The 12,766-nt window shown below is 38.0% G+C and carries 11 protein-coding genes and 1 pseudogene; 4 read left to right on the top strand and 8 right to left on the bottom strand.

Translation table 11 applies throughout. The features are described 5' to 3' along the window. Positions 1 to 17 precede the first annotated feature (17 nt). The 6 genes from truA to BCR25_RS15720 all read right to left on the bottom strand — a co-directional run bounded on the left by truA (position 18) and on the right by BCR25_RS15720 (position 6,514). A complete protein-coding gene (truA, locus tag BCR25_RS15745; protein WP_069664557.1) occupies positions 18 to 755 on the bottom strand; it encodes a tRNA pseudouridine(38-40) synthase TruA in 738 nt (245 codons plus the stop codon). Between the two features lie 43 nt (positions 756 to 798). Continuing rightward, entirely contained in the window at positions 799 to 1,554 is a 756-nt protein-coding gene (locus tag BCR25_RS15740) for a hypothetical protein (RefSeq protein WP_139124607.1), read from the bottom strand. Between the two features lie 136 nt (positions 1,555 to 1,690). Further along, complete coding sequence (locus BCR25_RS15735; RefSeq protein WP_069664555.1) at positions 1,691 to 3,580, bottom strand: ABC transporter ATP-binding protein; 1,890 nt, start codon at positions 3,578 to 3,580, stop codon at positions 1,691 to 1,693. After that, entirely contained in the window at positions 3,573 to 5,309 is a 1,737-nt protein-coding gene (locus BCR25_RS15730; RefSeq protein WP_069664554.1) for an ABC transporter ATP-binding protein, read from the bottom strand. The genes BCR25_RS15735 and BCR25_RS15730 overlap by 8 nt, the downstream gene beginning before the upstream one ends. Positions 5,310 to 5,313: 4 nt before the next feature. Continuing rightward, a complete protein-coding gene (locus BCR25_RS15725; protein WP_069664553.1) occupies positions 5,314 to 5,772 on the bottom strand; it encodes a MarR family winged helix-turn-helix transcriptional regulator in 459 nt (152 codons plus the stop codon). 232 nt (positions 5,773 to 6,004) lie between these two features. After that, entirely contained in the window at positions 6,005 to 6,514 is a 510-nt protein-coding gene (locus BCR25_RS15720; RefSeq protein ID WP_069664552.1) for a DinB family protein, read from the bottom strand. Between the two features lie 145 nt (positions 6,515 to 6,659). On the opposite strand from BCR25_RS15720, the gene BCR25_RS15715 reads away from it, so the two are divergent. From BCR25_RS15715 to BCR25_RS15700, 4 genes are all read left to right on the top strand, one after another. Then, positions 6,660 to 7,103 carry a LytTR family DNA-binding domain-containing protein gene (locus BCR25_RS15715; RefSeq protein ID WP_069664551.1) on the top strand — a complete coding sequence of 148 codons (444 nt, stop codon included), beginning with the start codon at positions 6,660 to 6,662 and terminating at the stop codon, positions 7,101 to 7,103. Between the two features lies 1 nt (position 7,104). Next, positions 7,105 to 7,524 (top strand): DUF3021 family protein, encoded by a 420-nt coding sequence (locus BCR25_RS15710; RefSeq protein ID WP_069664550.1) that lies wholly within the window; start codon positions 7,105 to 7,107, stop codon positions 7,522 to 7,524. 256 nt (positions 7,525 to 7,780) lie between these two features. Next, positions 7,781 to 8,515 (top strand): ABC transporter ATP-binding protein, encoded by a 735-nt coding sequence (locus BCR25_RS15705; RefSeq protein ID WP_069664549.1) that lies wholly within the window; start codon positions 7,781 to 7,783, stop codon positions 8,513 to 8,515. A 1-nt stretch (position 8,516) separates the two neighbouring features. Continuing rightward, positions 8,517 to 9,359: an ABC transporter permease gene (locus tag BCR25_RS15700; RefSeq protein WP_069664548.1), complete on the top strand. Its 843-nt coding sequence runs from the start codon at positions 8,517 to 8,519 to the stop codon at positions 9,357 to 9,359. Between the two features lie 443 nt (positions 9,360 to 9,802). Here the strand turns inward: BCR25_RS15700 and BCR25_RS15695 are convergent, their stop codons facing one another. Both BCR25_RS15695 and BCR25_RS15690 read right to left on the bottom strand, forming a co-directional pair. Then, positions 9,803 to 11,242, bottom strand: a complete 1,440-nt coding sequence (locus BCR25_RS15695; protein WP_069664547.1) for a 6-phospho-beta-glucosidase — start codon at positions 11,240 to 11,242, stop codon at positions 9,803 to 9,805. Between the two features lie 30 nt (positions 11,243 to 11,272). After that, a pseudogene (locus tag BCR25_RS15690) lies at positions 11,273 to 12,583 on the bottom strand (PTS sugar transporter subunit IIC). Positions 12,584 to 12,766: the final 183 nt, after the last annotated feature.

Below are 12,766 nucleotides of genomic sequence, written 5' to 3'. Positions count from 1 at the left end.
TAACTAACTGATCTACCTTAATAATAAACCTCATCCAAAAACAGTCCTTGAGCTGGAACGGTTTCCCCAGCTTCACTTCTAACTTTCTGCGCAAATATCTCATCGATCGTTTCAACTGACCTGCTTCCGCTGCCGATTTCCAACAAGGTTCCCATAATGATCCGAACCATTTTATACAAAAAACCATCGCCGACGAAGGTAAAATGCAGCATATGCCCTTCACGCTGAATCGAAAGCTCTTCGATCGTCCGCACAGTGGACTTTTTCGTTTTCTTCAAAGCTGAAAATCCGATAAAATCATGTTTGCCTATCAACTTCTGACAAGCTTCATTCATTAACTCCATATCTAACTTTTGTGACACTTGAAAACTGTGATGACGTTCAAAGGCAGTCGGAATCGCATCATTCCAGACAAAGTAACTATATTTTTTTCCCACAGCGTTATAGCGTGCATGAAAACGTTCAGGAACTTCTTCCACTTTTTTTACAACAATATCTCGCGGCAGATAACGATTAAGAAACTCGAGCATCTCTGCTACAGGAATCGTTTTATCCGTTTTAAAATTAGCTACTTGTCCTCTTGCGTGCGTTCCTGCATCGGTTCTACCGGAGCCGATGATCTCAATTTCCGTTCCAGTTAGCTGCTTTAATACATTTTCAATCTTGCCCTGAATCGTTTTTTCAGAATCCCCTAGCCTTTGCCAGCCAAGATATCTAGCACCATCGTATTCAATCGTTAATTTAATATTACGCATACGTTTGTTTTGCTCCTTCATTTTCTTTTTACTGTAGTTTCTCTTAACCAAATAGCTTAAATCTTTTTTTGACCAGTTTTCCTGTTAACCAAAAGGAACCCGAAAGAATACTTCCTTCCTTGATTTCTGCGGTAACGAGCTCAGGATCGATAACCACGTCAAACTCGCCGCCTAGCGTTTTGACTTTTGCATAGTAAAAATATTGCTCAGTAAAGCGGTTCTTTATTTTTTTAGTAGTCAATACATGCCCGCCAAACATAGCCATCGAGCTTGGGCCAGTCGCTTCTTCTTCGCTGCCAAACAAGCCAGATGGAATAAAAAACTCACTGGCAAACTTGGGTTCTGACGCTTGGCTCTTATGATAGTCTTCCTCACTGGCATAAATACTCAACTCATGCGCAAAAGCCGCTACTTGTACTTCTCGAATGACAGGATATTTTATCTTTTGAAGGCCAATATCCGGCACATCAAAAACAAATGGATAAGCGAATGCATCCTCCTCGGGATCTGCTTCACTATAAATCCTACCGTCTAACACTGTATCAGTCGGATCCTCCACTTTTTCTACTAAACGAACGGTTGACACTGCCGTACCTGAAAAATGTGGATTCAATCCAATCATCTCGCCTTCCTGATTCAGCTGTCCCCAAAGTTCGATTCCTTCGCCCATTCCCAATAAGAGATACGTTCCATTTTGCGCTTTTATTTTTTTCCCTGATGCAAAAACTTGATTTGCATAGGTCATAAAATCCTCTTCCGATGAAACAGGTATACCAACCGTTGAAAAATGATTCACCATACTATTTTTCAGTCCTTTCTTTCATAAATTCATCATATCATAGAATAAATAGTTAAAACAGTTGTCCGTAAATAGCATTAAAAAAGGGCTGAGCATCATCTCGCCCAGCCGCTTTTCACTAACTTGTTAAAAGAAGTTAATCTAATTCAACTTTACCAGTATACAACTGATAATAAACGCCTTTTTCCGCTAATAGATCGTCATGATTGCCTCGTTCAATGATTCTACCGTGATCCATCACCATGATCACATCAGAATTTTGAATCGTTGATAGTCGATGTGCAATAACAAAGACTGTACGGCCATCCATCAGGCGATCCATACCGGCTTGAACATGCTTTTCCGTCCGTGTATCGATGCTGGATGTTGCTTCATCCATGATCATTACCGGCGGATCAGCGATTGCTGCCCGGGCAATTGCTAGTAATTGGCGTTGTCCTTGAGAAAGACCTTCACCATCTCCTGTGATCACCGTATTGTATTTCTCAGGAAGATTATTGATAAACGCTTCCGCGTTCGCTAACTGGGCTGCTTGAATAACTTCTTCATCTGTAGCACCTAAATTACCATAACGAATATTTTCCATGATCGTTCCTGTAAATAAATGCGTGTCCTGCAAAACGATTCCCAACGATCTTCTTAACGAATGTTTTTTGATTTTCTTCACGTTGATTCCGTCATAACGGATTTTTCCTTCTTGAATATCATAAAAACGATTGATCAAATTCGTGATCGTTGTTTTACCTGCACCAGTAGCACCAACAAAGGCTACTTTTTGACCTGGTTCCGCATATAACTGAATATCTTTTAAGACTTTTTTGTCCTCTGTATAGCCGAACGAAACATCTTCAAAACGGACATCTCCAGTCAACTCAGTATAGGTCACAGAGCCGTCTTCATGAGGATGTTTCCACGCCCATGTACCTGTACGCTGTTCGTTTTCTACTAACTGACCGTTTTCTTTCGTTACGTTTACTAACGTTACATAGCCATCGTCAACTTCAGGTTTCTCATCGATCAGATGGAAAATTCGATCAGCACCAGCTAAGGCCATGATGACAAAGTTGATTTGCTGCGATACTTGGCTGATCGGCATATTCAATGAACGGCTTAGTTGTAGGAAAGAAGCGATCATTCCGATCGTTAATCCCGAAACACCATACACAGAGAATAAACCGCCAATAATCGCTAACAAAACATATTGGATATTCAGTAAATTCATCATGATCGGCATTAAGCTATTGGCATATTTATTCGCTTGTGTCGCACTTTGACGAAGAGATTCATTTAACTCTGTAAATTCTTCGATGACTTTTGATTCATGGTTAAATATTTTTACAACCTTTTGCCCGTGCATCATCTCTTCAATATAACCATTGACTGAGCCTAAGTCTTTTTGCTGCTTGCCAAAATACTTACTGCTTCGTCCCGCAATCATACGAATCGTTAGGATCATGACTCCAACTGAAACGATCACGATCAACGTCAAAGGGACACTAATGGAAAACATTGCAATAAAGACACTGACAAAACTCACTGCTGCCGCAAGCAAGTTAGGAATACTTTGTGAGATCATTTGACGCAGCGTATCTGTATCATTGGTAAAATGACTCATGATATCTCCATCCGAGTTCGAATCAAAATAGCCGATCGGCAAAGTTTCCATATGAGTAAACATTTGGTCACGAATTTCTTTTTGGGTTCCTTCACTGATTCGAACCATGATCAAGTTGTAAAATAGATTACTTAAAATCCCCATACCATAAATCAGCGCCATTGTCGTGATCGCTTTTAGCAGTCCAGAAAAGTTTGGATTGCTTTGTCCAAGTAAAGGTGTGATATGATCATCGATTACGACTTGGAGAAATAAAGAACCGCGTACATTGGCATACGTACTCAACAAGATAAAGAGTATAACTAAAACCAGCAATCCTTTGTATTTTTTCAACATATATGAAAATAACCGTCTCAACGTTTTTAAAGGATCTTGAGGGCCGCGAGCGCCTTTTTTCGGATCATTACTCATCGTCTTCACCAAATCCTTTCTGTTGAGATTCATACACTTCTTGATAAATCGGATTAGTTGCTAGCAATTCATCATGCGTACCGATGGCATTGATCAGTCCTTTGTCCATTACAATGATTCGATCAGAATCTTGCACTGAGGACACACGTTGACCAATGATAAAGGTTGTTGTGCCTGGAATTTCTTTTCTCATTCCTTCACGGATCAAGCGGTCTGTTTTAGTATCGACTGCACTCGTTGAGTCATCCATAATCAAAATTTTTGGTTGCTTCAACAGCGCTCTAGCAATACATAAACGTTGCTTTTGTCCGCCAGAAACGTTATTTCCCCCTTGAGAAATCATCGTATCGTATTTATCTGGAAATTCTTGGATAAAGCTGTCTGCCTGAGCAATTTTACACACTCGAATCAAATCTTCATCCGTCGCATCTTCATTTCCCCAGCGCAGATTTTCTTTGATTGTTCCAGTAAATAGTACGTTATTCTGCAGCACCATGCTGACCTGATCACGGAGTGTTTTCAAATCATAGTCACGTACATCATGACCACCAACTTCTACTACTCCTTCTGTCACATCATAAAGGCGTGGAATCAATTGAACCAGTGTTGATTTTGAACTTCCGGTACCACCGACGATCCCAATCACTTCACCAGGCTTGATCGACATATTTGCATGCATCAAAGCCAATTTTTCTGAATCGTTCGCGTAACTGAAACAAACGTCCTTAAATGTCACGCTACCGTTTGGTACATCATATAACGGATGAGCATTGTTTTTCAGATCACTTTCTTCAGAAAGGACTTCGGTCACACGCTCAGCAGATGTACGTGCAATAATAACCATTACAAAAACCATAGATAACATATTTAAGCTCATCAAAATCTGCATCGTATACGTAAACATACTAACCAGCTCACCTGTTGTTAACGTTCCGCCAACGACAAATTTCGCCCCTAGCCATGAAATCAACAGCATACAAGTATACACTGCCGACTGTAAGATCGGATTATTAAACGCAACGATACTTTGAGCTCTAGAGAAATTCTTATAGATATCTTTTGATACAGTTTTAAATTTTTCATCTTCAAAATCTTCTCTAACATAGGATTTAACAACTCTGATCCCTTGAAGATTTTCCTGAACCACATTATTCAGACGGTCATAGATCCGAAAGACTTTTTCAAAAATGGGGTGGGCAAAATAAATCACAAAACCTAAACCGATCATTAAAAATGGCACCACTGCTAAGTAAATAATCGAAAGATCTCCATTGATTTTAAAAGCCATCAACAGTGAGAAAAAGAAAATCAATGGACTGCGCACAAGCAAACGAATAATCATTTGATACGCATTTTGGATATTCGTTACGTCTGTTGTCATTCGTGTGATCAAACTTGAGGTAGAGAAGCGATCTATGTTAGAAAAAGAAAATGCCTGTACCTTTGAAAACAGATTGTCTCGTAAGTTTTTCGCAAAGCCGGCAGAGGCCACTGCTGCATAACGACCAGACATCGCTCCAAAAAATAGCGCAATGATTGCACAAACAAATAACAATCCACCATACATTAAAATAGCTTTTGTATCTCCTTTTTCGATCCCGTTATCGATCATCATCGCCATGATCAATGGAATAATAATATCCAATGCGACTTCTCCTGTAACGTAGATCGGTGTGATGATACTTTCTTTTTTGTACTCACCTACATTAGCAAGTAATTTTTTTATCATACAATCAGTTACCTCCCTTATCTATGTTGATTTTTTTGCTGTTTTCAGATAGTTTCTCCAACAATTGAAAAAAAATGGTCAGCTCTTCTTCTGGAATATCTTTGATCAGTAGATCGTCAAAATTTTCCAGTTTATTAATATTTTCTTTTACCTTTTGCTGACCAGCAGCCGTTAAAAAAATAGCTTTCAAACGATTGTCTTCCTTGCAGCTTTGACGTTCAATAAATGCTCTTTTTTCCATCCTTTGTAAAATACCGCTAGCGGTCGAACGACGGATATCAAATTCCTGTTCAATATCTTTTTGGTAAACAGGTGCTGAATCATGATTTTTCCGATGAATAAAATTCAGTATCCGCATCTGTATACCCGATGATGGCTCTCCGTCTTCCTTCAAAAGTTCTGCCACTTTTCTATTCAGTTCATTGGATAATATTTTAATTCTCAATGCAGTTTTTCTACTCATAGTTCGCCTCCGCATTAATAGTTCGCTGCCTAACTATTTTACGATAGATTCTATGTACTGGTCAAGGCAATTTTCTGAAAACTAATAGAAAACTTAAATAGAAAAAATTCGTATACTCTTTTAACAAAAAGAAAAAAAGCCTAAGATACAACTCTATGAGTTCTCTCAAGCTTATTGCTCCTAGATCAACGACCAAGGTAAAAACTCTTATCTTTTACCTTAGCTGTCTATTCTATTTACCAATTACTAATCTTCTTGTGTAAACAGCCTGACCTGAATGCATGATCGCATCATCGATTGCAGAAACTAAACGAACCTGACGAGTGACAGGCGGTGTCCAGTTTGGATCGATAATATCATTAAGGGATTTTTCATCAAGGCTTTCTAAATACTGAGTGGTTAAGTCTATGCTGGCGCTTAAATAATCTAACAATAGCTTTTTATCTTCTACAACCACCTTCGCCGCTTCCTCTGGTGAATGATGCCAATCCTCTGTATCATCTGGTACATCCAAGGCAAATTTTGTGCTCCAGCCAGCTGCCAACCACAATGGCTCGGTCTTATTCAGTTCTGAAATTTGATAATCCAGTTCACGTGCAGTATGCCAGATAAGCCAAGTGACTGATTTGATTAATGGGTGAGGCATTGTGTTTGCTTCCTCTGCACTCATTTGATCCAATGTTTCTTCAAAGCGTTCTTGTGCTCGCTTTAATGTATCGATAGATAACTGTGTGACTTTCATTTTTCTTCCTCCTTCATAAATTTCTTTCTATTCATTAGTGTACTACGACGCTTTTGAAACGACAAATAATCACATTCTGGCCTTCCCCAGCTTGCGGTCTATGCTATAATGATGGCAACAAGTCTACATTAGAAAGGAATCTGGCGTGAAAACAACTATCGAAATTGTTGATGCAACACTCGAAGAGCAAGCAACATTTAAAATTCACCAACTATCGCCAACAATCGAAAAAGTACTTGGCATTCTCAAAGAAGAAGAACATTTTTTAATCGGTGAAGCTAAGAATGCCCTCTATAAAATTTCATTTTCTGATATTTTATATATTGAAGTCGTCGATAAAAGAAGCTTTATTTATACCGCAAAACAAGTGTACCAAAGCAATGATAAGCTTTACCAGTTGGAGGAACGATTGATTCCCTTCGATTTCATTCGTGTATCAAAATCAATGTTACTCAATATTGAAGCGATTCAAGCAATTTCGCCTTTACTTAGCGGACGATTTGAAGCTCGTCTGACAAACGAAGAGAAAGTGGCAATTTCAAGAAAGTATGTACCGGAATTAAAAAAAGGACTAGGAATGGAGCGATAATATGAGGATAATCAACTACCTAAAAGAAACGTTCCGCTTAACCTCATTAATATTTACAACATTAGTTATTATCAATTTTTTTATACAAAGTGAGGGATTAACTCATTCTCTTGGCTATATGCTGCTGATTGCAGCGATTTCTAGTTCACTGCATTTTCTTATCATGGATAATGACAAGTATTCTAATCGAAGAATTTTACTTAATCAAGTCTTTTACGTATTCATCATTTGTTCGCAAATAACCCTTGCAAATCATTTATTGCATTGGGAACTTGGCGTAAGGGGACTGCTGTTGAATTTTGTGATCGTCATTTTGATTTATATTTTCATTAGATTTATCATGTACAGTAATGACCGTAAAGAAGCAGATGAAATCAATCAATTTATTCAAAAACGAAGAGGCCGAGATAAAAGCGTTTAGCTCCAAGAAATAAGCCGAAATTCACGAAAATTGCTCTTCAAATTTTTGTGAATTTCGGCTTATTTCCGAAGGAGCTGCTTTTTTCTCGCCGTTTATTCGGGTTTAGAGAGCGCAACAAAACGGATTTTTAGTTTTGTTGCGCTCTCTTTTTTACCTCTTAGTTCCAAATTCCAACCACTTAGACAAATGCTATTGTTCAGGGAAATCCTAACGTTTATAGTTGATTTATCAACAAGAACAAAAAGGAGAAAAACAAATGACTCAATTAGTACATGTATCGAACATCGCAAAAAAATATAAGGAACAAGTTGTATTGGATGCTATCTCATTTTCTATCAATAGTGGTGAATTATTTTCTATCCTCGGTCCAAACGGTGCTGGAAAATCGACATTGATTTCCATTATTTTAGGCTTGGTCAAAGCTGATACTGGGGAAATAATTTTAGCTGGAAAAAAGATGCATACACACTCTCTCGAGCATAAATCATTGATTTCGGTTGTCTTTCAAAATAGTATTTTAGATGCTGAATTGTCAGTAAAAGAAAATCTAGTGATGAGAGCTTATTTTTACACAAAAAATTGGAAAAAAGCAACCGCACTGACAATCGAAAAATTGCAGGACGTTCAAGGCAGTCATTTGCTAAACAAACGCTACGGTGTTTTGTCCGGCGGTGAAAGACGAAAAGTGGATATCGCTAGAGCTTTGTTGAATACGCCTAAATTATTGTTTCTCGATGAACCCACTACAGGACTGGATATCCTTTCTCGTGCAGACATGTGGACCTTGATCCATCAGTTAAAAGAAAAATACCAGATGACGGTTGTTTTAACGACGCATTACATGGAAGAAGCCCGAGAATCGGACAATATCTTAATGCTTGCTGAAGGGCAAACAGTCGCTTATGACACACCAGAAAACTTAAAAAAACACTACCAGTGTACTACTTTAGAAGATGTATTTCTGGCAATCGCTAAAAAGGAGAGAATCTAATATGAATGCGTTAGTATATAGAGGGGTATCGTTATTTTTTAAAAACAAACAGGCAGTGGTTGGTTCTTTTATAGGCGCATTGATTCTAATTGGTTTATATGTTTTTTTATTAGGTGACAGTGTCGTCGCTCAGTTATCGATGCTTACTCACCCGCAGCTAGTGGTTGATACATGGATGTTAGCAGGCGTGATCGGAATTGCTTCTGCCAGTTCTACATTAGGTTCCGTTAGTCAACTGATTCGTGACAAAGAGCGCAATGTCTATACAGATTTCATGATTTCACCGATTTCAAAACAACAAATCATGTTAGGTTATTTTCTTAGCACTTTTTTCATTTCAACGATCATTACTTTTGGTGTGATCATTGTATCTGAATTGTATATTGTTTTCATTTCACATGGGGAGCTGCTTTCTTTGACACAATTTGGCTTACTTACGTTGTCAAGTCTATTGACAGTTTTGTGTTCCTCTGCTTTTATGTTTTTTATTGCAAGTTTCTTCCGCAAAATCGATACTTTTTCAACAATGACTTCGATCATCGGTCCATTGCTTGGCTTTTTAACTGGCTGTTACGTACCGATCGGCAGCTTACCAGAGACAACGAGAAATGTCATTCAATATTTCCCCTTAACTAGCGGAATTGTTTTGATTCGACGAATTCTAACGGGAAATGCTTTTGCTTCAGATTCACTAGAAGCAGTCCAAGCCGTTCAAAAAGAGCTGGGGATCGTGATGAATTATCAACATGAAATTTTTGTACCCGTAATGATCTTGGTCGTATCAAGTATTCTATTTTTAGGAGTGGCGCTTTGGAATATCAGAAGAATCGAGTTAAGTAGATAAGTAAATGTCGGAAATTGCTCAGAAAAAGGAGTCTAAGGCATGACTCTATGAGTGACAATCTAGTCACTTAGAATCCGAATAAACGGAGGAAGACAAGCAGCTAGTTTAATTCAAAGTAAGGGTAAAAATGGTGATTATTCTTTGCGGCTAAATAAGAAAAATTCACGAGTCCAATTTTTCACGGGTTACAGCAATAGGAACGGACTAAGCTATCACAGTGTAACGTTTCTACACTGTTTCCCCAGTTTTTATTGAGACTGATTTCTAACTCAAAACCTTAGGGATCAGTCTCAATAAAAGCAAAAAAATACCATTAACTTGTGATTGTTTTTCTCTAACACAAGCTAATGATATTCCGATCTTTTTTCCATAGTTTAACAGCTAGTGAAATGGCTGTTAGTTTAATGACCAATCATTTACTTAATAAAGCTTACTCAGTTAATCTAGATTTGTTCTCCATTCGTTTCAATCACTTTTTGATACCAGTAAAATGAGTCCTTTTTCAACCGCTGAAGAGTTCCGTTTCCTTGATTGTCCTTATCTACATAAATCATGCCATATCTTTTTTCCATCTCGCCGCTGCCAAAACTCACGATATCGATAATTCCCCAAGGCGTATAGCCAATGACTGGTACACCATCTTCTACGATTGCTTTTTTCATTTGTTCAATATGTTTACCCAAATAATCGATCCGATATTCGTCATGAATTGTTTGTTCTTCGGTTAATGTATCATAGGCTCCAAAGCCGTTTTCTACAATAAACAACGGTAAATCATAGCGTTGATAGACTGTATTCAAGACATAGCGTAAACCGACTTCATCGATTGGCCAGCCCCAATCGGATACATCGATATATGGATTCTTCACTATTTTAGCATTAGGGATGTCTTCTGTTTTTTGTCCTGCAACCTCTGCAAGAGTTGAAATCGCACCAGACATATAATAACTAAACCCAATGTAATCCACTGTTCCTTCTTTTAAAATAGCTAATTCACTTTCATCGATCTCTATTTGATAGTTTTTACGCTCCCAGTATTTTGTGGCATAGGTCGGGATTTTCCCGCGAGCATGGATATCATTATAAAAGAATCTTCGTTCGTTGGCTTTTACAGAAGCTATCATATCATCTGGATGACATGAATATGGATAAACAGGGACATAGGCCATCATACAGCCGATTTGGAAATTGGGATTAATTTTTTTCCCTTCAATCACAGCAGCAGCACTTGCTATTAATTCATTTATCGCTGCTTGAAAAACAAGCTCTTCTTTCTTTTCTTCATCCTCGATGATCATTGCTGAATTTGTCCAAACATGCAAAGGTTCTTGTCCATCTGCTTGGTTATTGATTTCATTGAATGTCATCCAATAGGTTACTTTGTCTTTATAGCGTTGGAACACACATTTCGCAAATTTTACAAATAACGGAATGACCTCTTTGTTGGCAAAACCGCCAAATTTTTCATAAATATAATACGGCATTTCAAAATGAGACAGAGTGATTACTGGTTCAATACCGTTTTCAAGCAATTCATCAAATAAACGATCATAGTATAACAGTCCCGCTTCATTTGGCTCTTCTTCGATTCCTTTTGGAAAAATCCGACTCCAGGAAATAGAGGTCCGTAAACACTTCAAGCCTAATTCTTTAAAGAGCTGAATATCCTGTTGGTACTGATGATAAAAATCAATTGCTTCATGGTTTGGGTAGTATTCTCCTTCAATAACGCCTTTGGTTATTTTCCGAGGAATCCCATTGCCGCCAGCAGTCATTACATCTGCCGTACTTGGGCCTCTACCATCTATATTCCAAGCGCCTTCTGCCTGATGCGCCGCAATCGCTCCGCCCCATAAAAAATTTTCTGGTATTTTATTCGTCATAATTTTGCTCCTTCGATAAATGTAACTCTTTTATAAATCAATTTTTTCTGCCCGATTCGATGCGATAACAAATGGTAAATAGATACAAACAGACACGGCTAAACAAATGATTCCGACCAGTACCGCAACGATATTTCCACCTGTTCCTAAAAATAGATTAATGATTCCAGGAGTCGTCCACGGTACACCTATTGCTGGGGTCGGCATAATTGGCCAAACAACTGTAACAAAATACCCAATCATAATATTCACCATTGGTACTAAAATGAACGGTACGATCAACAGCGGATTTAAAACAATCGGCAACCCAAAAATAATTGGTTCATTGATTTGGAAAATCCCTGGTACTAAAGACATCTTGGCAATTTCTCTTTGTTCTGGACGTCTGGATGCAATAAAGATGGCAATTATTAAGCCCATCGTCATTCCGGTACCGCCCATATTTGCAAACATATCATTTAAAACGCCCCATGTTTCTTTATACGGAACATCCCAAAGCGATCCTCCTTGATTGATAAAATCAAGGTTTGCTAAATCTTGCTCTGTAAAAATTGCAGAACGAACTGCATTTAATGTGTTCGGTCCATGAATCCCAATTGAAAATAGTAATGTTTGAATAAACGCCAGCAGCATAACTCCCACAACATTTCCACCAAGATCACGTAATGGACTTTGAATCCCTTTGTAGATCAGCTCGTTGATCCCTTCTGGTGCAATCATCAGAACTAAAAAGTTGATGATCGCAGCAAGTCCAACAACGATCACGATCGGAATCATACTAGAAAAAGAACGAGAAACAGCTGGCGGAACCATCTCCGGCATTTTTATTTGCATCCGTTTTACTTTAAATAGTTTTGGTAAAAATTCTCCCACTAAACAGCCGACAATCATCGCTACAAACAATCCTTATGCCCCTAAATATTGTGTGCTGACCACATTTAAATCATCCGCGTTAAATGGCTTAGGATATAAAATCATAAAACAAGCAATACTTGTCAAACCAACCAAGGTTGAATCTGCATCAAAATGCTTTGCCAATATTTGTGCTACCAGATACGTGATAAAAATACTCATGATGTTGATTGTGCCATTTGCTACTGAAGACAATACCTGCTGTGCGCTTTCCAAATTTGGAAATACGCTGGATAATCGTAATAATTGCACGACAAAGCTGTCATTTGAAAATAAAATATTGTTGACTAAAATAACGAGTGAAGCAGAAATCGTCAATGGAAAAATCAGCATAAATGCATCTCTGACCGCTGCTATATGACGTTGATTATTCAACTTAGTTGCAACTGGTACCAATGAGCGATCAATAATATCATTAAATTTTTGCATGGATAAAACTCCTTTCATTTATAAGCGTATTATACATAACTTCCTTCCCAAAAAAGTAAGCGCCTCCTTTTTAAGAAAAAATTCTTGAGAAATAAAATAAATTCCTTGAATGAAACAACCTGTTCCAAGATTTCTACAAAAAAATTGAGAGCGAGACAAAACTAAAAATCCGTTTTGTTTCGC

This window comes from Enterococcus termitis (genome assembly GCF_001730305.1).
Classification (GTDB): Bacteria; Bacillota; Bacilli; order Lactobacillales; family Enterococcaceae; genus Enterococcus_L; species Enterococcus_L termitis.
This window is presented reverse-complemented; position numbering and strand designations above follow the sequence as displayed.

What these genes read in the sequence shown, in the direction of transcription:
- truA (WP_069664557.1), bottom strand. Translation starts at nt 755, where the DNA reads ATGCGTAATATTAAATTAACGATTGAATACGATGGTGCTAGATATCTT.
- BCR25_RS15740 (WP_139124607.1), bottom strand. Translation starts at nt 1,554, where the DNA reads ATGGTGAATCATTTTTCAACGGTTGGTATACCTGTTTCATCGGAAGAG.
- BCR25_RS15705 (WP_069664549.1), top strand. Translation starts at nt 7,781, where the DNA reads ATGACTCAATTAGTACATGTATCGAACATCGCAAAAAAATATAAGGAA.
- BCR25_RS15730 (WP_069664554.1), bottom strand. Translation starts at nt 5,309, where the DNA reads ATGATAAAAAAATTACTTGCTAATGTAGGTGAGTACAAAAAAGAAAGT.
- BCR25_RS15720 (WP_069664552.1), bottom strand. Translation starts at nt 6,514, where the DNA reads ATGAAAGTCACACAGTTATCTATCGATACATTAAAGCGAGCACAAGAA.
- BCR25_RS15735 (WP_069664555.1), bottom strand. Translation starts at nt 3,580, where the DNA reads ATGAGTAATGATCCGAAAAAAGGCGCTCGCGGCCCTCAAGATCCTTTA.
- BCR25_RS15700 (WP_069664548.1), top strand. Translation starts at nt 8,517, where the DNA reads ATGAATGCGTTAGTATATAGAGGGGTATCGTTATTTTTTAAAAACAAA.
- BCR25_RS15695 (WP_069664547.1), bottom strand. Translation starts at nt 11,242, where the DNA reads ATGACGAATAAAATACCAGAAAATTTTTTATGGGGCGGAGCGATTGCG.
- BCR25_RS15710 (WP_069664550.1), top strand. Translation starts at nt 7,105, where the DNA reads ATGAGGATAATCAACTACCTAAAAGAAACGTTCCGCTTAACCTCATTA.
- BCR25_RS15725 (WP_069664553.1), bottom strand. Translation starts at nt 5,772, where the DNA reads ATGAGTAGAAAAACTGCATTGAGAATTAAAATATTATCCAATGAACTG.